Origin of the sequence: Streptomyces sp. NPDC014006, assembly GCF_043088925.1 — a bacterium.
Lineage (GTDB): Bacteria > Actinomycetota > Actinomycetes > Streptomycetales > Streptomycetaceae > Streptomyces.
The window spans coordinates 130,954-154,071 of the sequence record NZ_JBICAJ010000006.1 but is presented as its reverse complement, the minus strand read 5'-3'; the positions used below and the strand labels follow the sequence as shown (position 1 = coordinate 154,071).

The following is a 23,118-nucleotide window of genomic DNA, read 5'->3' as shown; positions in this document are numbered from 1 at the left end:
CGCATGCTGGCGACGACCTGGGGAGTTCCCCACGGGCGGGGCACAGGGGGCTCGCGACACGCATCGTGCGCCTCCTGTGCGCCCTATGTCGCCACAGAACCTTCCTTCGATAGGCTGTACTGAACCCGCCCGCCGCATATGCCCCCACCGCATGTGCCGCGGCGCCGCGCGTCTCGTGCGGCCCCGGGTTCTCGGCACATATCGAGAGTCATTCGACCATCACGCAGCTCAAGGAGAGTCAACGAGCGATGGCCGGTCCAGCGTTCCGCGCCGCCGCCGTCCGGGTGCGCGTCCCCGCCACCAGCGCCAACCTCGGCCCGGGCTTCGACGCCCTCGGCCTCGCGTTGGGGCTCTACGACGACGTCGTCGTCCGGGTGGCCGACTCCGGGCTGCACATCGACATCGCCGGGGAGGGCAGCGAGACCCTGCCGCGCGACGAGAGCCACCTCCTCGTCCGCTCCCTGCGCACCGCCTTCGATTCCCTGGGCGGCCAGCCGCGCGGCCTGGAGATCGTCTGCGCCAACCGCATCCCGCACGGCCGCGGCCTCGGCTCCTCCTCCGCCGCCATCTGCGCCGGCATCGTCGCCGCCCGGGCCGTGACCATAGGCGGCGAGTCCAAGCTCGACGACGCGGCGCTGCTGGAGCTGGCCACCGAGATCGAGGGCCACCCCGACAACGTCGCGGCCTGCCTGCTCGGCGGCTTCACCCTGTCCTGGATGGAGAACGGCGCCGCCCGGGCGATCAGGATGGACCCCGCCGATTCCGTCGTTCCGGTGGTTTTCGTGCCCGGAAAGCCGGTACTTACGGAGACCGCCCGCGGTCTGCTCCCGCGCACCGTTCCGCATGTCGACGCCGCCACCAACGCCGGCCGTGCCGCCCTGCTCGTCGAGGCCCTCACCCGGCGCCCCGAACTGCTGCTGCCGGCCACCGAGGACCGGCTGCACCAGGAGTACCGCGCCCCCGCCATGCCGGAGAGCGCGGCACTGGTGGAGCGGCTGCGCGCCGACGGCATTCCGGCGGTCATCTCCGGCGCCGGACCCACCGTCATGGCGCTCTCCGACGCGGCCGGCGCCGACAAGGTGGAAGCCCTGGCGGGCGCGGACTGGGCGGCCAACCGGCTGAGCCTGGACCTGCGGGGCGCGAGCGTGCTGCCGCTCGGGACCTGACACACGCTTGCCGGATTAAGAGAGGGGGAATGTTTGTTGGATCCGGTAGTGTTAATCTCAAGTCTGCACCCGACCCCACCATGGCGAGGTGCCTCGTGTCCCCGTCGGGGACAGACATTCTTCCGGGAGCTCCCCACGCCGCACTGTGTTTCGTACGTCGTATCTGGGCAGTACGGCGTATGCGGGCACTGAGCGGGCCGATGGGCACGCTCCGGAATCGGTGCGACCACGCCACGTGACACCGGGTGCCACGGCTCGAGGTAGCGCCATCACCAGAAATTTCTTCCGCCGCTTTGGCGGACCACCGCCCCGGCTTCGTCCACACAGCAAGGACCGGAGTCGGACAGCACAACCGGTCGCCGAGCCAGACAGGCCGACGTCCGCTCCAGGGAAGGACCCTTCGTGAGCGACACCACCGATCTGATGGGCGCACGTGTCGAGGAGACCGCTGCCGCGCCCGCCACGGACGCCTCCGCGCCTGCCTCCGGTGCCGGCTCCCGGCGGCGCCGCGGTACCGGCCTCGAGGGCATGGTGCTGGCCGAGCTGCAGCAGGTCGCCTCCGGCCTCGGCATCAGGGGCACCGCGCGGATGCGCAAGAGCCAGCTGATCGAGGTCATCAAGGAGGCCCAGGCCTCCGGCAGCGCTCCCAAGGCCGCTGAGCCCGCCACCGAGAGCAAGCCGAAGCGCCGCGCCACCTCCAAGGCCCGCACCGGCGACGCCGGCGCGGACGGCGAGAAGAAGGCGGAGAAGGCCGCGCAGGCCCCCGCCGAGAAGGCCGTGGCCCAGCAGCAGATCGAGATCCCCGGCCAGCCCGCCAGCGACGACGCCCCGAGCGAGCGCCGTCGTCGCCGCGCCACCGCCGAGGCCGGCAGCCCCGAGACGGTCGCCGCCGAGGCCAAGAGCGAGCCGAAGGCCGAGACGCCGGCGCAGCAGCAGCCGCAGGGCGACGCCAAGTCGGACGGTGACGGTGGCGAGGGCCGCCGCCGCGACCGCCGTGAGCGGGGCCGCGACCGTGACGGCCGCGACGGCCGCGACCGTGACGGCCGCGACCGCGGTGACCGCCGCAAGGGCGACGACCAGCAGGGCGGCCAGCGCGGTCAGCAGCAGAACCAGCAGCAGGGCGGCGGCCGCCAGGACCGTCAGGACCGCAACAACGGCCCGCAGGACGACGACGACTTCGAGGGCGGCCGCCGTGGCCGTCGCGGCCGCTACCGTGACCGCCGTGGCCGCCGTGGCCGCGACGACATGGCCACCGAGCCGCAGGTCAACGAGGACGACGTCCTGATCCCGGTCGCGGGCATCCTGGACATCCTCGACAACTACGCCTTCATCCGGACCTCCGGCTACCTGCCGGGCCCGAACGACGTGTACGTCTCCCTCGCCCAGGTCCGCAAGAACGGCCTGCGCAAGGGTGACCACATCACCGGCGCGGTCCGCCAGCCGAAGGAGGGCGAGCGCCGCGAGAAGTTCAACGCGCTGGTCCGTCTGGACTCCGTCAACGGCATGGCGCCCGAACACGGCCGCGGCCGCCCGGAGTTCAACAAGCTGACGCCGCTCTACCCGCAGGACCGCCTCCGTCTGGAGACGGACCCGGGCGTGCTGACCACCCGGATCATCGACCTGGTCTCGCCGATCGGCAAGGGCCAGCGCGGTCTGATCGTGGCCCCGCCGAAGACCGGCAAGACCATGATCATGCAGGCGATCGCCAACGCGATCACGCACAACAACCCCGAGTGCCACCTGATGGTCGTCCTCGTCGACGAGCGTCCGGAAGAGGTCACCGACATGCAGCGGTCGGTCAAGGGCGAGGTCATCTCCTCGACCTTCGACCGCCCGGCCGAGGACCACACCACGGTCGCCGAGCTGGCCATCGAGCGCGCCAAGCGCCTCGTCGAGCTGGGTCACGACGTGGTCGTGCTGCTGGACTCCATCACCCGTCTGGGCCGCGCCTACAACCTGGCCGCCCCGGCCTCCGGCCGCATCCTGTCCGGTGGTGTCGACTCCACGGCCCTCTACCCGCCGAAGCGCTTCTTCGGTGCGGCCCGCAACATCGAGGACGGCGGCTCGCTGACCATCCTCGCCACCGCCCTGGTGGACACCGGGTCCCGCATGGACGAGGTGATCTTCGAGGAGTTCAAGGGCACCGGCAACATGGAGCTCAAGCTCGACCGGAAGCTCGCCGACAAGCGCATCTTCCCGGCGGTGGACGTCGACGCGTCCGGCACCCGTAAGGAAGAGATCCTGCTCGGCAACGAGGAGCTGGCGGTCGTCTGGAAGCTGCGTCGCGTGCTGCACGCGCTGGACCAGCAGCAGGCGATCGAGCTGCTCCTCGACAAGATGAAGCAGACGAAGTCGAACGGCGAGTTCCTGATGCAGATCCAGAAGACGACGCCGACGCCCGGCAACGGCGACTAGTCGCTCCGCTGGGTGAGCCGACGTCCCCAGGCCGTCGGTCGGCTGCGGCTCGTCCGTGGCTTGCAGCGCAGATCCCCGCGCCCCTTCGGGCGTGAAGGCGTACAGGGCCGCCCCTCTTCATGAGGGGCGGCCCTTCGTCTTGCCTGCGATCTGTGCCACAGGTGCGTCTTTGCGCCTGCTCGGTGACCGTCGGGGAAACATGCAGGTGAGCGTCGTACGAGACGCTCTGGTCGTGACGGAAAGTGACCGTGTTTGCCCGCTGCGGTCACGGGGCGTTGTGCAACCCTTTCCCGAGTTTCCCCGTCTGACCATTCGGGGCGACCATGGATCCCAGACGAGCTGAGGAGCACATGTCCGCCGAGAGCACGCCGGGTCCCGGCATACCCGAGGCCCCCGGAAACAGCAGCGGCCCGGGCCGTCGAGCCAAGGGCCGCCGCCGCAAGCCCCGGGCCAGGCGCAGAGGCGTCCTGATCGCGGCGTGGACCGCCGCGGGCATCGTGGTGCTGGGCGGTACCGGCCTCGGGTACGTGTACTTCAAGCTCAACGGCAACATCAAGAGCATCGACATCAACCAGATGCTCGGCACCGACCGGCCGGAAAAGGCCGACAACGGTTCGCAGAACATCCTCGTCCTCGGCTCCGACACCCGCTCCGGCAGCAACAAGAAGCTCGGCGGCGGCTCGGACGACGGCAGCGCCCGTTCCGACACGGCGATGATCATCCACGTGTACAAGGGCCACAAGAAGGCCAGTGTGGTCTCCATCCCGCGCGACACCCTCATCGACCGTCCCGCCTGCACCGACACCCGGGGCACCACGCACGACGCCGCGCAGGGCGTGATGTTCAACTCCGCCTACTCAACCGGCGGTGCGCCCTGCGCCGTCAAGACGGTCGAGTCCCTCACCCGCGTCCGGATGGACCACTACCTCGAGGTCGACTTCGCCGGCTTCCAGAAGCTCATCGACGAGCTGGGCGGCGTCCAGATCACCACGACCAAGGACATCACCGACCACGACAGCCATCTGAACCTCAAGGCCGGCACGCACCGCCTCGACGGTCAGCAGGCGCTCGGCCTGGTCCGCACCCGGCACGGCGTCGGCGACGGCTCCGACCTCGGCCGTATCCAGCTCCAGCAGGCGTTCATCAAGGCCCTGGTCAAGCAGGTCAAGGACATCGGGGTCTTCACCAGCCCGAAGAAGCTCTACGACCTCGCCGACACCTCCACCAAGGCCGTCACCACCGACTCCGGCCTCGGCTCGGTGAACTCCCTGATGTCCTTCGCGGGCGGCCTGAAGGGCATCAGCCCCGCACACATGACGATGGTCACGATGCCGGTCCGCTACGACCCGAACAACGGCAACCGCGTCCTGGTCGAGAAGACGAAGGCCCGGCTGGTCTGGAACGCATTGAAGAACGACCGCCCGATCCCGAGGTCGGCGACGACGGGAACGGCCACAGGCGAAGCGAACGGCGTGGTGGCCGGCTGAGGGGCGCGGGGCTGCATTCGACATGCGGCTCAGTCGCGTGGGCACGAGCAACCCACCGCGACCCGCACCGGGCCGCAGTGATCACCGGGCATCCCGGTAGGCGCACCCGGAATAGAACAGCCGCACCCCCGGTTTGGGAGGATGGCGCCAGTCCTGGCAGACTGGTACGTCGGCTCCGGTTCACGCCCCCGCACCCCGCGGCAGGCGACCCGGCGCCCTCCCGAAACCTAGGAGACACCTTGAAGCGCGACATCCACCCCGCGTACGTCGAGACGCAGGTCAGCTGCACCTGCGGCGCGTCGTTCACCACCCGCAGCACCATCGACTCGGGCACCATCCGGGCCGAGGTCTGCTCCGAGTGCCACCCGTTCTACACGGGCAAGCAGAAGATCCTCGACACCGGTGGCCGTGTGGCCCGCTTCGAGGCCCGCTTCGGCAAGGCCGCCGGCTCCAAGAAGTAGCGAGCCCCATTTCGCCGGTCCACGGCCGCACGCCTGCGTGGCGTGCGCGCCGGGACCGGCGTTTTTGGTCGTCCGCCTTCCCCCGTTGTCACGCAGTAGCAGGAGCCCAAGATGTTCGAGGCCGTCGAGGAACTCGTCAGCGAGCACGCCGAGCTGGAGACGAAGCTCGCCGACCCGTCGGTCCACGCCGACCAGGCGAACGCGCGCAAGCTGAACAAGCGCTACGCCGAGCTCACCCCGATCGTCGCCACGTACCGCTCCTGGAAGCAGACCGGCGACGACATCGAGACCGCGCGCGAGTTCGCCGCCGACGACCCCGACTTCATCGCCGAGGTCAAGGAGCTGGAGAAGCAGCGCGAGGAGCTGACGGAGAAGCTGCGTCTCCTCCTCGTCCCGCGCGACCCCAGCGACGAGAAGGACGTGCTCCTCGAGATCAAGGCCGGCGCCGGCGGAGACGAGTCCGCCCTGTTCGCCGGGGACCTGCTGCGCATGTACCTGCGCTACGCCGAGCGGGTCGGGTGGAAGACGGAGATCATCGACTCCACCGAGTCCGAGCTGGGCGGCTACAAGGACGTCCAGGTCGCCATCAAGACCCGCGGCCAGACCGAGCCCGGCCAGGGCGTGTGGGCCCGCCTGAAGTACGAGGGCGGCGTGCACCGCGTCCAGCGCGTCCCCGCCACCGAGTCGCAGGGCCGTATCCACACCTCCGCGGCCGGCGTGCTCGTCACGCCCGAGGCCGAGGAGGTCGACGTCGAGATCAACCCGAACGACCTGCGCATCGACGTCTACCGCTCCTCCGGCCCCGGCGGCCAGTCCGTGAACACCACCGACTCCGCCGTGCGCATCACGCACCTGCCGACCGGAGTCGTCGCCTCCTGCCAGAACGAGAAGAGCCAGCTGCAGAACAAGGAGCAGGCGATGCGTATCCTGCGCTCCAGGCTGCTCGCGGCGGCGCAGGAGGAAGCGGAGCGGGAGGCCGCCGACGCCCGGCGCAGCCAGGTCCGCACCGTCGACCGCTCCGAGAAGATCCGCACCTACAACTACCCGGAGAACCGCATCTCCGACCACCGCGTCGGCTTCAAGGCGTACAACCTGGACCAGGTCCTGGACGGCGACCTCGACGCGGTGATCCAGGCCTGCGTCGACGCGGACTCGGCCGCGAAGCTCGCCGCAGCGTAAGGCAGTACGAGTAAGTACCGGAGGACTTGCGTGAACCTGCTGCTCGCAGAGGTGGCCCAGGCCACCCAGCGGCTCGCCGACGCGGGCGTGCCCTCGCCGCGCACCGACGCGGAGGAGCTCGCCGCGTTCGTGCACGGCGTCAAGCGCGGCGAGCTGCACTCCGTGAAGGACTCCGACTTCGACGCCCGGTACTGGGAGGTCATCGCCCGCCGTGAGCAGCGCGAGCCGCTGCAGCACATCACCGGCCGGGCCTACTTCCGCTACCTGGAGCTCCAAGTCGGCCCCGGCGTCTTCGTACCGCGCCCGGAGACCGAGTCCGTGGTCGGCTGGGCCATAGACGCGGTCCGGGCCATGGACGTGGTCGAGCCGTGCATCGTCGACCTGTGCACCGGCTCCGGCGCGATCGCGCTGGCCCTCGCCCAGGAGGTGCCGCGCTCGCGCGTGTACGCCGTCGAGCTGTCCGACGAGGCGCTGCACTGGACGCGCAAGAACGTGGAGGGCTCCCGGGTCGAGCTGCGCCAGGGCGACGCCCTCACCGCCTTCCCGGACCTGGACGGCCAGGTCGACCTGGTCATCTCCAACCCGCCGTACATCCCGCTCACCGAGTGGGAGTACGTCGCCCCCGAGGCCCGCGACTACGACCCGCAGATGGCCCTGTTCTCCGGCGAGGACGGCCTGGACCTGATCCGGGGCCTGGAGCGCACCGCGCACCGGCTGCTGCGCCCCGGCGGTCTGGTGGTCGTCGAGCACGCCGACACACAGGGCGGCCAGGTGCCGTGGATCTTCACCGAGGAGAAGGGCTGGGCCGACGCGGCCGACCACCCCGACCTCAACAACCGCCCCCGCTTCGCCACCGCCCGCAAGGCGCTGCCGTGAGCACCACCCAGTCTTCGACCCCGCAGTACGTGTACGAGGAGGCCCGCTAGTTATGGCTCGGCGATACGACACCAACGACGCGACCGACCGTGTGACGGGTCTGCGCGAGGCCGCGTCCGCCGTCCGCCGCGGCGAACTCGTGGTGCTGCCCACGGACACGGTGTACGGCATCGGCGCCGACGCGTTCTCCAAGGAGGCCGTCGGAGACCTGCTGCAGGCCAAGGGCCGTGGGCGCAACATGCCCAGCCCCGTCCTCATCGGGTCGCCGAACACGCTGCACGGGCTCGTCACGGACTTCTCCGAGCAGGCCTGGGAACTGGTCGACGCGTTCTGGCCGGGCGCGCTCACCCTCGTCGCCCGGCACCAGCCGTCCCTGCAGTGGGACCTGGGGGAGACCCGCGGCACGGTGGCGATCCGCATGCCGCTGCACCCGGTCGCCATCGAGCTGCTCACGGAGTTCGGCCCGATGGCCGTCTCCTCCGCGAACCTCACCGGGCACCCGGCGCCGGAGACCTGCGACGCCGCCCAGCAGATGCTCGGCGACTCCGTCTCCGTCTACCTGGACGGCGGGCCCACCCCCGGCAACATCCCGTCCTCCATCGTGGACGTCACCCGCGAGGTGCCCGTCCTCCTGCGCGAAGGCGCCCTCTCCCCGGAGGAGCTGCGCAAGGTCGTACCCGACCTCGAGGTGGCGAATTGACGGCCCCTGACGCGGGGCGTGGCATAGCCGACGGGGGCTTCAACGCGGAGGAGACCACGACTTTCGGCTTCCCCCGCGACACCTTCCGTATCCTCCACGTCAGCACCGGCAACGTGTGCCGCTCGCCGATCACCGAGCGGCTGACCCGGCATTTCGTCTCCGAGCGGCTCGGCATCCTCGGCGGCCCGATCATCGCGGAGAGCGCGGGCACGTGGGGCCACGAGGGCGCGCCCATGGAGTCCCACGCCGAAACGGTGCTGGCCGACTACGGGGCGGACGCCTCCGGCTTCATGGGCCGCGAGCTGCACGACGAGCACGTGATCCGGGCCGACCTGGTCCTGACGGCGACCCGGGACCACCGCGCCCAGGTGATCTCGATGGGGCACTCGGCGGGGCTGCGGACGTTCACGCTGAAGGAGTTCACGCGCCTGGTCCGGGCGATAGACCCCGCGACGCTGCCGCCGCTGGAGGACGGCGTGGTCAACCGCGCCCGGGCGCTGGTGCGGGCAGCGGCGGCTCTACGCGGGTGGCTCCAGGCGCCGACGGCGGAGGCGGACGAGGTCTACGACCCGTACGGGGCGCCGCTGGGCTTTTTTCGCAGCGTCGGCGAGGAGATCCACGAGGCGCTGGACCCGGTGGTGACGGCGCTCACGGGCGTGCCGGCGCGGATGCAGTGACCGGCGGGGGTGGGTGCGCTCGCCGGCGCTGATGGGGCGACCCGCCCTGGGGGTGGCCTGGCCGACGGCACCGCAGCCGGCCTCAACGGGCGCGGGGAACTGCGCGACCAGCCACCACGTACCCGCGGACGCACGACGACCCCCGCCTGGCTGTACGCACCGCGCCCCCCAAGCCGCCGCGGGCTACCTTGGACGTACGTCACCGTCGACGCCATGCCCGGAGCCCACCATGACGGTCACCCACGCCACCGAAGCCGACGCAGGCATCCTGCGGCAACAGGACCCCGAGCTCGCCGACATCCTGCTCGCGGAGCGCACCCGGCAGTCGACGACCCTCCAGCTGATCGCCGCCGAGAACTTCACGTCGCCCGCCGTCCTGGCGGCCCTCGGCTCCCCCCTCGCCAACAAGTACGCCGAGGGCTACCCCGGCGCCCGCCACCACGGCGGCTGTGAGATGGCCGACGTCGCCGAGCGCATCGCCATCGACCGCGCGAAGGGCCTCTTCCGCGCCGACCACGCCAACGTGCAGTCCCACTCCGGCTCCTCCGCCGTGCTCGCCGCCTACGCCGCCCTGCTGCGCCCCGGCGACAAGGTGCTGGCCCTGGGCCTGCCCCACGGCGGTCACCTCACGCACGGCTCCCCGGCGAACTTCTCCGGCCGCTGGTTCGACTTCGTCCCCTACGGCGTCGACGCCGAGACCGGCCTCATCGACTACGAACAGGTCCGCACCCTCGCCCGCGCCCACCGCCCGAAGGCGATCGTGTGCGGCTCCATCGCTTATCCGCGCCACCCCGACTACGCCTTCTTCCGCGAGGTCGCCGACGACGTGGGCGCCTACCTCATCGCCGACGCCGCCCACCCCATCGGCCTGGTCGCGGGAGCCGCCGCGCCCAGCCCCGTGCCGTACGCGGACATCGTGTGCGCCACCACGCACAAGGTCCTGCGCGGGCCCCGCGGCGGGATGCTGCTGTGCGGCGAGGAGCTGGCCGAACGCGTGGACCGCGCCGTGTTCCCCTTCACCCAGGGCGGCGCCCAGATGCACACCATCGCCGCCAAGGCCGTCGCGTTCGGCGAGGCGGCGACCCCGGCGTTCTCCGCGTACGCCCATCAGGTGGTCTCCAACGCCCGCGTCCTCGCCGGTCACCTGGCCGCCGAGGGACTGGTCGTCACCACGGGCGGCACCGACACCCACCTGATCACCGCCGACCCCGCGCCCCTCGGCGTGGACGGCCGCACCGCCCGCGGCCGGCTCGCCGCGGCCGGGATCGTCATGGACTGCTGTGCGCTTCCCCACGCCCACGACCGCGGCCTGCGCCTGGGCACGGCGGCCGTGACGACGCAGGGCATGGGCGAGGCCGAGATGGTCCGCATCGCCGCCCTGATCGCGGCGGCCCTGCGCGAAGACCCCGACGCCAGGCGGATCCGGGACGACGTGCGCGAACTGGCCGAGGCGTTCCCGCCGTATCCGACGTGACCGCCGTATCCCGCCGGAAGCGGGGTAGGCGCACCCCCGTACCCGGCCCAGAGCCCGGCCGCACAGCCGCGCGTGCAACCATCCTGGCTACCCGGAAGTCCACAACCATATGCGCACCTCGCTAGGGTGTGGGGCTGAGATGGCCAGCGAGACCTGTGGGGAAGCCTGTGCGTGAATACCTGCTGACGCTCTGCATCACGGCCGCGGTGACGTATCTGCTGACAGGGCCGGTACGGAAGTTCGCCATCGTGGCCGGCGCGATGCCGGAGATCCGGGCACGCGACGTGCACCGCGAACCCACTCCGCGGCTCGGCGGGATCGCGATGTTCTTCGGCATGTGCGCGGGCCTGCTGGTCGCCGACCATCTCACCAACCTCAACGAGGTCTTCGAGAAGTCCAACGAGCCCCGGGCCCTGCTCTCGGGCGCGGCACTGATCTGGCTGATCGGTGTGCTGGACGACAAGTTCGAGATCGACGCCCTGATCAAGCTGGGCGGCCAGATGATCGCCGCCGGTGTGATGGTGGTCCAGGGACTGACGATCCTGTGGCTGCCGGTCCCCGGCGTCGGCACGGTCGCGCTCACCCAGTGGCAGGGCACGCTGCTGACCGTGGCGCTCGTCGTGATCACCATCAACGCGGTGAACTTCGTCGACGGCCTGGACGGTCTGGCGGCCGGCATGGTCTGCATCGCGGCGGCCGCGTTCTTCATGTACGCCTACCGCGTCTGGTACTCGTACGGCATCGAGGCGGCCGCTCCGGCGACGCTGTTCGCGGCCGTGCTGATGGGCATGTGCCTGGGTTTCCTGCCGCACAACATGCACCCGGCGCGGATCTTCATGGGCGACTCCGGTTCCATGCTGATCGGGCTCGTGCTGGCGGCGGGCGCGATCTCGGTGACCGGGCAGGTCGACCCGGACGTGATGAACCTGTTCGCCGGGTCCGAGCGCAACACCGTGCACCAGATGGTGCCGGTGTACATCCCGCTGCTTCTCCCGCTGACCATCATTGCGATCCCGGCCGCCGACCTGATCCTGGCGATCGTGCGCCGCACCTGGCGCGGCCAGTCGCCGTTCGCCGCGGACCGCGGGCATCTGCACCACCGGCTGCTGGAGATCGGCCACTCGCACAGCCGGGCCGTGCTGATCATGTACTTCTGGTCGGCGCTGATCGCGTTCGGCGCGCTGGGCTACTCGGTCAACTCGGCTTCGATGTGGATCGTGTTGGGCGTGGTCGCCCTCAGCGCGATCGGCCTGGTGCTGCTTCTGCTGCCGCGGTTCACGCCGCGCGCCCCGGCCTGGGCGGAGCGGTTCGTGCCGCCGCGCTACCGTCGCCGCCGTCGCCGCGTCATCGCCGAGCCCGCCGCCCGGCGCGCGCAGTCGGCCGACGAGGACGAGACGGAACGCACCCCCGTCGCGGCCGGCACCCCGGGCGTCTCCGGAGTCAACGGCGCCACGGCGATCGGCCCCCGTTCGCGCCTGCACGACCGGCGGAAGGCCGGTACCTCGCGCTGACCCCCGGCGCTGACGCCAAGGTAAGAATCTGACTAGAGCATTGCCAAGTCGTGGGGGAGTATTTCGGCGCAATACCAGACAATTGGGCGCCGAAACTGCACAGACGCGCACGGTCACTCTCATGTGTGACAGCAAGCACACCCAACAGGTAAAGACTGCATCAAATAGTTTGTGATACGGTTCACGAGAACCCCGGAGAGAGCCGAAGGACCCTAGTGCGAGGGTCCGTCGACGCGAGGTCCACACCCCCTCGGCCGGGACTACGCTCGTCCATGACGACACCCCTTGCCCCCTGTGAAAAGCGGAGTTGCCGCCATGCCGTCCAACGACGTCCGGATCCTGGCCCAGGCTGCCGTGCCCACTGCCGCCGTCGGCGCTGTCGCCGCCGTCGTGAGCGGTGTGGTCGCCGGCGGCAAGGGCGCGATCGGGGCCGTCGTCGCGACGCTGGTGGCGATGCTGTTCATGGGCATCGGTCTCTACGTCCTGCAGCGCACTGCCAAATCGCTTCCGCACCTCTTCCAGGCGATGGGCCTGATGCTCTACGCGGCACAGATCCTGTTGCTGTTCGTCTTCGTCGCGGCCTTCAAGCACACGACGTTGTTCAACCCCAAGGCCTTTGCGCTGACGCTCGTCGCGGTCACGCTCGCGTGGATCGCCGCGCAGACGCGTGCCCACATGAAGGCCAAGATCCTCTACGTCGAGCCCGACAAGTCTGAGAAGACGGGTCACTCGTCGTGAGGGGTAGGGCCGGGATAAAGACGCATGAGAGATCCTGCTATCGTCCGGTGCCAACTGCGGCATCGCGGGCGCGGGCATCTGAGCTGACGCCTGCTCAATCGCGAGGCGAGATGCCCCCACGCCGCCCCCACATCCGTAACACCAGTCCCGTGCCGAACCGCGGCCTCACGCCGCGCCGACACCACGAGGTTGCCGTACCTATGCGCCACGCTGAAGGAGCCCGCGGTGAGTGCTGACCCGACGCAGACGCTCGCTTTCGACTCGAGCTGCCACCTGTTCAACGGGTGCGGTTTCGACACCGTCGCTCCGGGCCTGCACTCGTTCCTCTTCAAGCCGATCTGGGGCGACACCGACGGCATCTACTTCAACAAGCCGATGCTGCTGGCCCTGCTGGGCTCCATCATCGTGGTGGGCTTTTTCTGGGCCGCGTTCGCCAAGCCCAAGGTCGTCCCGGGCAAGATGCAGATGGTCGCGGAGGCCGGTTACGACTTCATCCGCCGCGGTGTCGTCTACGAGACCATCGGCAAGAAGGAAGGCGAGAAGTACGTCCCGCTCGTCGTCTCGCTCTTCTTCTTCATCTGGATGATGAACCTCTGGTCGATCATCCCGGTCGCCCAGTTCCCGGTCACCTCGATCATCGCGTACCCGATGGTCCTGGCCGCGATCGTCTACCTCGTCTGGGTCCCGCTCACCTTCAAGCGGCACGGTTTCGTCGGCGCCTGGAAGAACATCACCGGCTACGACAAGTCGCTCGGCGCCGTGCTCCCGCTGGCCATGACCATCGAGCTCTTCTCGAACCTGCTGGTCCGCCCGTTCACGCACGCCGTCCGGCTCTTCGCGAACATGTTCGCCGGCCACACGCTGCTCGTGCTCTTCACGGTCGCCAGCTGGTACATGCTGAACGGCATCGGCATCGCCTACTCCGGTGTCTCGTTCATCATGACGATCGTGATGACCGCCTTCGAGCTGTTCATCCAGGCCGTCCAGGCGTACGTCTTCGTCCTGCTGACCTGCTCCTACATTCAGGGCGCGCTCGCCGAGCACCACTGAGCCACCCCGCCCCGCACCCCTTGGTCGTCCGGTGGCCAACCCCCACCGGTCCGTAAAGAAAAGGAAGAACTGGCATGTCCCAGACCCTTGCCGCTGTCACTGGCTCGCTCAGCTCCGTCGGTTACGGCCTGGCCGCCATCGGCCCCGGCGTCGGCGTCGGCATCATCTTCGGCAACGGCACCCAGGCCCTCGCCCGCCAGCCCGAGGCGGCCGGTCTGATCCGCGCCAACCAGATCCTGGGCTTCGCGTTCTGTGAGGCGCTGGCCCTGATCGGCCTCGTCATGCCGTTCGTCTACTAAGACGGACGACAGCGACAGCCCCATTCGACGAAAGGCACTGATGTGAACCTCATGGTTCTGGCGGCCGAGAAGGAGAACCCTCTCGTTCCGCCGTGGCCCGAGCTCGTCATCGGCCTGATCGCCTTCGTCATCGTCTTCGGCTTCCTCGCCAAGAAGCTCCTTCCGAACATCAACAAGGTTCTGGAAGAGCGTCGCGAGGCCATCGAGGGCGGTATCGAGAAGGCCGAGGCCGCGCAGACCGAGGCCCAGAGCGTCCTCGAGCAGTACAAGGCCCAGCTCGCTGAGGCCCGGCACGAGGCCGCGCGCCTGCGCCAGGAGGCGCAGGAGCAGGGTGCGACGCTCATCGCCGAGATGCGTGCCGAGGGCCAGCGGCAGCGTGAGGAGATCATCGCCGCCGGCCACGCGCAGATCGAGGCCGACCGCAAGGCCGCAGCGTCCGCGCTCCGGCAGGACGTCGGCAAGCTCGCCACGGAGCTGGCCGGCAAGCTCGTCGGCGAGTCCCTGCAGGACCACGCCCGGCAGAGCCGCGTGATCGACCGTTTCCTCGACGAGCTTGAGGAGAAGGCCGAGGCGACTCGATGACCGCGCACGGAGCGAGCCGCGAGGCCCTGGCCGCCGCACGCGAGCGTCTGGACGCACTGACGGACAACACGGCTGTGGACGCGGCGAAGCTCGCCGACGAGCTGGCCGCCGTCACCGCGCTGCTGCACCGCGAGGTGTCGCTGCGTCGGGTCCTCACCGACCCGGCGCAGGCCGGTGAAGCCAAGGCCGAGCTGGTCCAGCGCCTGCTCGGCGCCCAGGTCAGCGGCGAGACCGCCGACCTGGTGGCCGGCCTGGTCCGCTCCCGCTGGTCGCAGTCCCGGGACCTGGTGGACGTCCTCGAGGAGCTGGCGGACGTCGCCGACCTCACGGCCGCCCAGCGGGCGGGCACGCTCGACGACGTGGAGGACGAGCTGTTCCGGTTCGGCCGGATCGTCTCCTCCAGCACCGAGCTGCGCGCCGCGCTGACCAACCGCAAGGCCGGCGCCCCGGCCAAGGGCGAGCTGCTGCGCAGCCTGCTCGGCGGCCGCGCCAAGGCCACCACCGAGCGTCTGGTCACGCGCCTTGTGACCGTGCCGCGGGGACGTAGCCTGGAAGCGGGACTCGAGTCCCTGTCCAAGCTCGCCGCCGACCGCCGGGACCGCACGGTCGCCGTCGTCACCTCGGCGGTGCCGCTGAGCGACGGCCAGAAGCAGCGCCTCGGCGCCGCGCTGGCCAAGCTCTACGGCCGTCGTATGCACCTCAACCTCGACGTGGACCCCGAGGTCCTCGGCGGGATCCGGGTGCAGGTCGGCGACGAGGTCATCAACGGCTCCCTCGCGGACCGGCTGGAAGACGCCGCCCGTCGCATGGCGAGCTGAGCGGCGCTCGGCAAACCGAACAAGCAGTACGTAATTACGGCCCTGGTTGGGCCGTGCAGAGGATTCACCTCCTGTTGGGGGGAGTCCCCATCCCCCCAAAGTGAAACTTCGGGCCCAACAAGGAGAGCAGGGAACCCAGATGGCGGAGCTCACGATCCGGCCGGAGGAGATCCGGGACGCGCTGGAGACCTTCGTCCAGTCGTACAAGCCGGACGCGGCCTCGCGCGAGGAAGTCGGTACGGTCACCGTCGCCGGCGACGGCATCGCCAAGATCGAGGGTCTGCCCTCGGCCATGGCGAACGAACTGCTGAAGTTCGAGGACGGATCCCTCGGTCTCGCGCTGAACCTGGAAGAGCGCGAGATCGGTGCGGTCGTCCTCGGCGAGTTCAGCGGCATCGAGGAGGGTCAGCCGGTCACCCGTACCGGTGAGATCCTCTCCGTGGCGGTCGGCGAGGGCTACCTCGGCCGAGTCGTCGACCCGCTCGGCAACCCGATCGACGGCCTCGGCGAGATCGAGACCGACGGCCGCCGCGCCCTCGAGCTGCAGGCCCCCACGGTCATGCAGCGCAAGTCGGTGCACGAGCCGATGGAGACGGGCTACAAGGCCGTCGACGCCATGACCCCGATCGGCCGTGGCCAGCGTCAGCTGATCATCGGTGACCGTCAGACCGGCAAGACCGCGCTGGCCGTCGACACGATCATCAACCAGCGCGACAACTGGCGCTCCGGCGACCCGAAGAAGCAGGTCCGCTGCATCTACGTCGCCATCGGCCAGAAGGGCTCCACCATCGCGTCGGTCCGCCGCGCGCTGGAGGAGAACGGCGCGCTGGAGTACACGACCATCGTCGCCGCCCCGGCGTCCGACCCGGCCGGCTTCAAGTACCTGGCGCCCTACACCGGTTCCGCCATCGGCCAGCACTGGATGTACCAGGGCAAGCACGTCCTGATCATCTTCGACGACCTGTCGAAGCAGGCCGACGCCTACCGTGCCGTGTCCCTGCTGCTGCGCCGCCCGCCGGGCCGCGAGGCCTACCCGGGTGACGTCTTCTACCTGCACTCCCGTCTGCTGGAGCGCTGCGCGAAGCTCTCCGACGAGATGGGCGCGGGCTCGATGACCGGTCTGCCGATCGTCGAGACGAAGGCCAACGACGTCTCGGCGTTCATCCCGACCAACGTCATCTCCATCACCGACGGCCAGTGCTTCCTGGAGTCCGACCTGTTCAACGCCGGTCAGCGTCCGGCCCTGAACGTCGGTATCTCGGTCTCCCGAGTCGGTGGCTCCGCGCAGCACAAGGCCATGAAGCAGGTCTCCGGCCGTCTGCGCGTGGACCTCGCCCAGTTCCGTGAGCTGGAGGCGTTCGCCGCCTTCGGTTCCGACCTGGACGCCGCCTCCAAGGCCCAGCTGGAGCGCGGTCAGCGCATGGTCGAGCTGCTGAAGCAGGACCAGTACCAGCCGATGTCCACCGAGGACCAGGTCGTCTCCGTGTGGGCTGGCACCACCGGCAAGATGGACGAGGTTCCGGTCGCCGACATCCGCCGCTTCGAGAAGGAGCTGCTGGAGTACCTGCACCGCAAGGAGCAGGGCCTCATGACCTCCATCCGGGAGGGCGGCAAGATGTCCGACGACACCCTGACGGCCGTCGCCGACGCGATCGCGGAGTTCAAGAAGCAGTTCGAGACCTCGGACGGCAAGCTGCTCGGCGAGGACGCCCCGTCCGCCGCCAAGTGACGTAAGGAAGGGACCTGACTCATGGGAGCCCAGCTCCGGGTCTACAAGCGTCGCATCCGATCCGTCACCGCGACCAAGAAGATCACGAAGGCGATGGAGATGATCGCCGCCTCGCGCGTCGTCAAGGCGCAGCGCAAGGTGGCGGCCTCCACTCCCTACGCGACCGAGCTGACGCGGGCCGTCACGGCCGTCGGTACGGGTTCGAACACCAAGCACCCGCTCACCACGGAGGCGGACAACCCGAGCCGTGCCGCGGTCCTGCTCCTCACGAGCGACCGCGGTCTGGCCGGCGCCTTCAACTCCAACGCCATCAAGGCCGCGGAGCAGCTGACCGAGCGCCTGGAGCGCGAGGGCAAGCAGGTCGACACGTACATCGTCGGCCGGCGCGGTGTCGCCCACTACAACTTCCGTGAGCGCACGATCGCGGAGTCGTGGACGGGCTTCACCGACGAGCCGTCGTACGCGGACGCCAAGAAGGTCGCGGCGCCCCTGATCGAGGCGATCGAGAAGGACACGGCCGAGGGTGGTGTGGACGAGCTCCACATCGTCTTCACCGAGTTCGTCTCGATGATGACGCAGACGGCGCTCGACGCCCGGCTGCTGCCGCTGCGCCTCGAAGAGGTCGTCGAGGAGGTGAAGCCGCAGGGCGAGATCCTTCCGCTGTACGACTTCGAGCCCTCGGCGGAGGACGTCCTCGACGCCCTGCTGCCGCGCTACGTGGAAAGCCGGATCTACAACGCGCTGCTCCAGTCGGCCGCTTCGAAGCACGCCGCCACGCGGCGCGCGATGAAGTCGGCCACCGACAACGCGGGCGAGCTGATCAACACGCTCTCCCGTCTTGCCAACGCGGCCCGCCAGGCCGAAATCACCCAGGAAATCAGCGAGATCGTCGGTGGCGCGAGCGCCCTCGCCGACGCGACCGCGGGGAGTGACCGATAAATGACCACCACTGTTGAGACCGCGACGGCTACGGGCCGCGTCGCCCGGGTCATCGGCCCGGTCGTCGACGTGGAGTTCCCCGTCGACGCGATGCCGGAGATCTACAACGCCCTGCACGTCGAGGTCGCCGACCCGGCGAACGCGGGCGAGAAGAAGATCCTGACCCTGGAGGTCGCCCAGCACCTGGGTGACGGCCTGGTCCGCACCATCTCCATGCAGCCGACCGACGGTCTGGTCCGCCAGGCCCCGGTCGTCGACACCGGCGACGGCATCACCGTCCCGGTGGGCGACTTCACCAAGGGCAAGGTGTTCAACACCCTCGGTGAGGTGCTGAACGTCGACGAGTCCTACGACGGCGAGCGCTGGTCCATCCACCGCAAGGCCCCGAACTTCGACGAGCTCGAGTCGAAGACCGAGATGTTCGAGACCGGCGTCAAGGTCATCGACCTGCTGACCCCGTACGTCAAGGGCGGCAAGATCGGTCTGTTCGGCGGTGCCGGCGTCGGCAAGACGGTGCTCATCCAGGAGATGATCTACCGTGTCGCCAACAACCACGACGGTGTCTCCGTGTTCGCGGGTGTCGGCGAGCGCACCCGTGAGGGCAACGACCTGATCGAGGAGATGTCCGACTCGGGCGTCATCGACAAGACCGCTCTGGTCTTCGGTCAGATGGACGAGCCCCCGGGCACCCGTCTGCGCGTCGCGCTGGCCGGCCTGACCATGGCCGAGTACTTCCGTGACGTCCAGAAGCAGGACGTGCTGTTCTTCATCGACAACATCTTCCGCTTCACGCAGGCCGGTTCCGAGGTCTCCACCCTGCTCGGCCGTATGCCGTCCGCGGTGGGTTACCAGCCGAACCTGGCCGACGAGATGGGCCTCCTGCAGGAGCGCATCACCTCGACCCGCGGTCACTCGATCACCTCGATGCAGGCGATCTACGTCCCCGCCGACGACCTGACCGACCCGGCCCCGGCGACCACCTTCGCCCATCTCGACGCGACGACGGTTCTGTCCCGTCCGATCTCCGAGAAGGGCATCTACCCGGCCGTGGACCCGCTGGACTCCACGTCCCGGATCCTGGACCCGCGCTACATCACGCAGGACCACTACAACGCGGCCATGCGCGTGAAGAACATCCTGCAGAAGTACAAGGACCTCCAGGACATCATCGCGATCCTCGGTATCGACGAGCTCGGCGAGGAGGACAAGCTCGTCGTCCACCGTGCCCGTCGTGTGGAGCGCTTCCTGTCCCAGAACACCCACGTCGCCAAGCAGTTCACCGGCGTGGACGGCTCGGACGTTCCGCTGGACGAGTCGATCGCCGCGTTCAACGCGATCTGCGACGGTGAGTACGACCACTTCCCCGAGCAGGCGTTCTTCATGTGCGGTGGCCTCGAGGACCTCAAGGCCAACGCCAAGGAGCTGGGCGTCTCCTGAACTCCTTGAGTTCATGTGAGGGGGCGGGCGCGTCCCGCCCCCTCACTCACGCCCACTAGAATTGACCCCAACACCCGGCACTCCCGCCGGGTGGTGACCCGAGGAGCCACCCTTGGCTGCTGAGCTGCATGTCGAGCTGGTCGCCGCCGACCGTCAGGTCTGGTCCGGTGAGGCCACCCTGGTCGTCGCGCGCACCACGTCCGGCGACATCGGCGTCATGCCCGGTCACCAGCCGCTGCTCGGTGTGCTGGAGTCGGGCCCGGTGACCATCCGGACGAGCGAGGGAGGGACGGTCGTCGCCGCGGTGCACGGCGGTTTCATCTCGTTCGCCGACGACAAGCTGTCGCTGCTCGCGGAGATCGCCGAGCTGTCCGACGAGATCGACGTCCAGCGCGTGGAGCGTGAGCTCGAGCGCGCGAAGGCGGAGGGCGATGCCTCGGCGGAGCGCCGCGCGGATGTACGACTGCGTGCGGCGGCGGCCCGCTGAGACGCGAGCACGCCTTACGATGACCTACTCAGCCGCGGTCGGCACCGGAGTGATCCGGAGCCGACCGCGGCTGAGGCAGATCTGGATGTTTTTTCCGTTCCGTTACCTAGGAGTCGAGGAGGTCGGTAGTCGATGGTCCTCGCTCTGACTGTGTGCGGAATCGTCGTCGCCCTCGTGGTGCTGGGTCTGTTCGTCTTCGGTCTGCGGCGCAGGCTGATCCAGCGCTCCGGGGGCACCTTCGACTGCAGCCTGCGCTGGGACGTGGCGGAGAATCCCGACACCAGCGGCAAAGGCTGGTCGTACGGCGTGGCCCGGTACAGCGGCGACCGCGTCGCCTGGTTCCGGGTCTTCTCCTACGCCCCGCGTCCGCGCCGGGTCCTGGAACGCGGCTCCATCGAGGTGGCGGGACGCCGGCTGCCGGAGGGCGAGGAGGAGCTGGCGCTGCTGTCCGACGCCGTGATCCTCGTCTGTCTCCATCGGGGCACGCGCCTCGAACTGGCGATGAGCGAAGACGCGCTGACCGGTTTCCTCGCGTGGCTGGAAGCGGCCCCGCCCGGGCAGCGAGTGAATGTGGCCTAGCCGGTTCGTGCTCCCTCGGACGACGTCTGGGGGGCATCAACGTCGCCCGGCCGTAGTCGGGGGTGGTGTGGCGAGGGCGCACCGGTGTGCTACTGCCGAATCAGCCGGTGCCGCGAACGGCACCGGCTGATCGGGATCCAGTTCACCACCGGGGTGCCCATCGCGGCATGTCGGCGCAGTACCAGGGCCTCTGCAGAAATGCCACAGGTGGTCCGACTTCCGCATCCCCGGTGGGAATGGGCGGCCCACCGGCTAGATCCACACCAGTAATTCATCTGCCGCCCGGCAGCCGCTGCGCTTTGTGCATATGCCACTCGAATGGCCCAGTGTCCTCGCCCGGTCGTGAGACGGAACGGGGCGCCAAGTAGTCACTGGGGCAGAGGAGTTCGTCTGCACTGGTGAGTACCTCCCTGCCGGCCACCGCGCTACGAGCTCAATGCTCCTGCCGGGGCCGAGGCCGCCAGCGGTGTGTCAACGTGAACGTGGACGAGAACCACGCCGGGATCTTCCGCGTCGCCGGCAGCGGCCCGTTGGTCCTGGCAGGGACGCGGGTCTCCGGCAACAGCCTCGACAACTGGCGAACGGCCGCAATGGAATAGATGACCATGAAATGCACGAAAGAAATACAATATTAAGAAATGAAGGAAATTACTCCGTTCGGGTGATTAGCGGTCAGGGGGTCTTGTCACTCGATCGGCGGTATGGGTCACTGAGAGTGTTGAACCGGCGGGCTGCCCATCCCTGAGCCGGGGGAACGTTCGGACAGGCAGCGCTTGCCGGTTTTTCCTTGCCCGGGACGGATGGCAGACGCTGCTGCACGGAGATATCCGTGTCGGTTCGTTCACCCGGGTGCGGCAGCCCCTTCGAGGGCGTCGGCCGCACCGGAAGAGTCGGGAAGAGACTGACGCGCGCAGCCGGCCGACGGCGGTCCCCTTCCTGGACGTGGCAGCCAGTGGCTGGCCCATTTCCTGCCGGTTCCTCGCATGTCCCCATCAACGAGCGAGGACGAGGAGTTTCCTCATGCCGATCTCTCCCAACCAGGGTTCCACCGGGGGCGGAACCCTGGTGACCATCACGGGCACGAACCTGTCCAACACCACCGCGGTGCACTTCGGCAGCAAGCCTGCCACGAGTGTCACCAACGTCTCCCCGACCCAGGTCACCGCCGTCTCCCCCTCGGGGACCGGCACGGTGGGGGTCACCGTGACCACCCCGGGCGGTACCAGCAACCCCGTGCCGTTCTTCTACGTCGGCGCACCGTTCAAGTCCTCTCTGGGCACCAGCTCCGGGCCGCTGGCGGGCGGCAACACCATCACCATCAACGGCACCGGCCTGTCGACGGCCACCAGCGTGTCGTTCGGCGGCGTCACCTCCACCCCGACGGTCAACAGCGACAGCTCTCTGAGCGTCACCGTTCCCGCCGGTGTGGCGGCCGGGCCGGTGTCGGTCAGCGTGACCACCGCGGGCGGCACCAACAACGGCCTCAGCTACACCTACGTCGACGCCCCCACGATCGGGACGATCAGCCCGACCTCGGGTTCGACCTCGGGTGGTACGGCGTTGACCATCACCGGCACCAACCTCGACAGCACGGATTCGGTCACCTTCGACGGCACCGCCGCGCCGTTCGCGGTGATCAACGCCAGCACGCTGTCCGTGGTCACTCCGCCCGGTGCGGAGGGGCCGGCCGACGTGGTCGTGACCAACACCGCCGGATCGTCGACGGCGGTCGGTGGCTTCACCTACGTCGCAGGCCCCGCTCTCTGACCGGTCCGGTCGCCTCCGCCTGAGGAGGTGACGAGAGCCCCCCGTCCGGGCGGCAGTCCCCCCACCGCCCGGACGGGGTCAACCACGCAGCCGCGCCTCGGTGGCCACACGCGGTGTGACGCCAGTTATCGACGAAGGAGTACAGCCATGGCCGCCCCTGTGGTCTCTTCTGCCAGTCCCAACCAGGGACCGGAATCGGGTGGTACCGCCGTTGTCATCACCGGTACCGGTTTCACCTCCGTGCTGGCCGTCCGGTTCGGCGTCAAAGCCGCCACGTCGTACACCGTCAACAGCAGTACCCAGATCACGGCGGTGACTCCCTCGGGATCCGGCACCGTGAACGTCACCGTCGCCACGAGCCAGGGCACCAGCACCCAGACCGTGCCCTTCACCTACGTCGTCGCCCCGTCCGTCTCGGGTGTCTCGCCGAATCAGGGCTCGGTCTCGGGTGGTACGACGGTCACGCTGACGGGTGTGAATCTCTCCGGAGCGACGGCGGTGTCGTTCGGCGGGGTGCCGGCGGCCTCGTTCACCGTCAACAGCGGTACCCAGATCACGGCGGTCAGTCCCGCCCATGCGGCCGGGGCCGTGGCGGTCACGGTCACCACGCCCAGCGGCACCAGCAACCCCGTCGACTTCACCTACGTCGCCGCCCCGTCCGTCTCGGGTGTCTCGCCGAATCAGGGCTCGGTCTCGGGTGGTACGACGGTCACGCTGACGGGTGTGAATCTCTCCGGAGCGACGGCG

The 23,118-nt window shown here is 69.3% G+C and carries 22 protein-coding genes; all 22 read left to right on the top strand.

Annotated elements, in window-relative coordinates:
• Positions 1-248: 248 nt before the first annotated feature.
• Positions 249-1,166, top strand: a complete 918-nt coding sequence (gene thrB / locus ACF1GV_RS21565) for a homoserine kinase (RefSeq protein WP_391683262.1) — start codon at positions 249-251, stop codon at positions 1,164-1,166.
• Positions 1,167-1,568: 402 nt separating this feature from the next.
• Positions 1,569-3,581 (top strand): transcription termination factor Rho, encoded by a 2,013-nt coding sequence (gene rho, locus ACF1GV_RS21560; RefSeq protein WP_391683260.1) that lies wholly within the window; start codon positions 1,569-1,571, stop codon positions 3,579-3,581.
• A gap of 350 nt (positions 3,582-3,931) precedes the next feature.
• Positions 3,932-5,068 (top strand): LCP family protein, encoded by a 1,137-nt coding sequence (locus ACF1GV_RS21555; protein WP_391683258.1) that lies wholly within the window; start codon positions 3,932-3,934, stop codon positions 5,066-5,068.
• Positions 5,069-5,307: 239 nt separating this feature from the next.
• Complete coding sequence (rpmE, locus tag ACF1GV_RS21550) at positions 5,308-5,529, top strand: 50S ribosomal protein L31 (RefSeq protein ID WP_190013247.1); 222 nt, start codon at positions 5,308-5,310, stop codon at positions 5,527-5,529.
• Positions 5,530-5,640: 111 nt separating this feature from the next.
• Positions 5,641-6,708: a peptide chain release factor 1 gene (prfA, locus tag ACF1GV_RS21545; protein WP_391683256.1), complete on the top strand. Its 1,068-nt coding sequence runs from the start codon at positions 5,641-5,643 to the stop codon at positions 6,706-6,708.
• Between the two features lie 30 nt (positions 6,709-6,738).
• Entirely contained in the window at positions 6,739-7,584 is an 846-nt protein-coding gene (gene prmC, locus ACF1GV_RS21540) for a peptide chain release factor N(5)-glutamine methyltransferase (protein ID WP_103780082.1), read from the top strand.
• 52 nt (positions 7,585-7,636) lie between these two features.
• On the top strand, positions 7,637-8,284 hold the full coding sequence (locus tag ACF1GV_RS21535) for an L-threonylcarbamoyladenylate synthase (protein WP_363262500.1): 648 nt from the start codon (positions 7,637-7,639) through the stop codon (positions 8,282-8,284).
• Positions 8,281-8,961, top strand: coding sequence for a protein-tyrosine-phosphatase (locus tag ACF1GV_RS21530; RefSeq protein ID WP_363262499.1), 681 nt, complete (start codon positions 8,281-8,283; stop codon positions 8,959-8,961). Before ACF1GV_RS21535 ends, ACF1GV_RS21530 begins: the two co-directional genes overlap by 4 nt.
• Before the next feature lie 229 nt (positions 8,962-9,190).
• Positions 9,191-10,435, top strand: a complete 1,245-nt coding sequence (gene glyA / locus ACF1GV_RS21525; protein ID WP_391683252.1) for a serine hydroxymethyltransferase — start codon at positions 9,191-9,193, stop codon at positions 10,433-10,435.
• 167 nt (positions 10,436-10,602) lie between these two features.
• Entirely contained in the window at positions 10,603-11,946 is a 1,344-nt protein-coding gene (locus ACF1GV_RS21520; RefSeq protein WP_391683249.1) for an MraY family glycosyltransferase, read from the top strand.
• A gap of 315 nt (positions 11,947-12,261) precedes the next feature.
• Entirely contained in the window at positions 12,262-12,684 is a 423-nt protein-coding gene (locus ACF1GV_RS21515) for a hypothetical protein (RefSeq protein WP_363262495.1), read from the top strand.
• A 225-nt stretch (positions 12,685-12,909) separates the two neighbouring features.
• On the top strand, positions 12,910-13,734 hold the full coding sequence (gene atpB / locus ACF1GV_RS21510) for a F0F1 ATP synthase subunit A (protein WP_363262494.1): 825 nt from the start codon (positions 12,910-12,912) through the stop codon (positions 13,732-13,734).
• A 74-nt stretch (positions 13,735-13,808) separates the two neighbouring features.
• Entirely contained in the window at positions 13,809-14,033 is a 225-nt protein-coding gene (gene atpE, locus ACF1GV_RS21505; protein WP_228623583.1) for an ATP synthase F0 subunit C, read from the top strand.
• Between the two features lie 51 nt (positions 14,034-14,084).
• Positions 14,085-14,615: a F0F1 ATP synthase subunit B gene (locus ACF1GV_RS21500; protein ID WP_363262493.1), complete on the top strand. Its 531-nt coding sequence runs from the start codon at positions 14,085-14,087 to the stop codon at positions 14,613-14,615.
• Entirely contained in the window at positions 14,612-15,433 is an 822-nt protein-coding gene (locus ACF1GV_RS21495) for a F0F1 ATP synthase subunit delta (protein ID WP_391683245.1), read from the top strand. Before ACF1GV_RS21500 ends, ACF1GV_RS21495 begins: the two co-directional genes overlap by 4 nt.
• 139 nt (positions 15,434-15,572) lie before the next feature.
• The gene (gene atpA / locus ACF1GV_RS21490; RefSeq protein WP_391683242.1) at positions 15,573-17,162 is read left to right on the top strand and encodes a F0F1 ATP synthase subunit alpha; all 1,590 of its coding nucleotides are present in this window, start codon (positions 15,573-15,575) and stop codon (positions 17,160-17,162) included.
• A 21-nt stretch (positions 17,163-17,183) separates the two neighbouring features.
• A complete protein-coding gene (locus ACF1GV_RS21485; protein ID WP_391683239.1) occupies positions 17,184-18,101 on the top strand; it encodes a F0F1 ATP synthase subunit gamma in 918 nt (305 codons plus the stop codon).
• Positions 18,102-19,538: a F0F1 ATP synthase subunit beta gene (gene atpD, locus ACF1GV_RS21480; RefSeq protein WP_391683236.1), complete on the top strand. Its 1,437-nt coding sequence runs from the start codon at positions 18,102-18,104 to the stop codon at positions 19,536-19,538.
• A 112-nt stretch (positions 19,539-19,650) separates the two neighbouring features.
• Positions 19,651-20,025, top strand: coding sequence for a F0F1 ATP synthase subunit epsilon (locus ACF1GV_RS21475; protein WP_391683233.1), 375 nt, complete (start codon positions 19,651-19,653; stop codon positions 20,023-20,025).
• Positions 20,026-20,157: 132 nt separating this feature from the next.
• On the top strand, positions 20,158-20,604 hold the full coding sequence (locus ACF1GV_RS21470) for a DUF2550 domain-containing protein (RefSeq protein WP_391683231.1): 447 nt from the start codon (positions 20,158-20,160) through the stop codon (positions 20,602-20,604).
• 1,020 nt (positions 20,605-21,624) lie between these two features.
• A complete protein-coding gene (locus ACF1GV_RS21465) occupies positions 21,625-22,371 on the top strand; it encodes an IPT/TIG domain-containing protein (RefSeq protein ID WP_391683228.1) in 747 nt (248 codons plus the stop codon).
• Positions 22,372-22,518: 147 nt separating this feature from the next.
• Positions 22,519-23,118 (top strand): IPT/TIG domain-containing protein (locus tag ACF1GV_RS21460; RefSeq protein ID WP_391683225.1); only part of this gene is annotated, 600 nt, incomplete at its 3' end.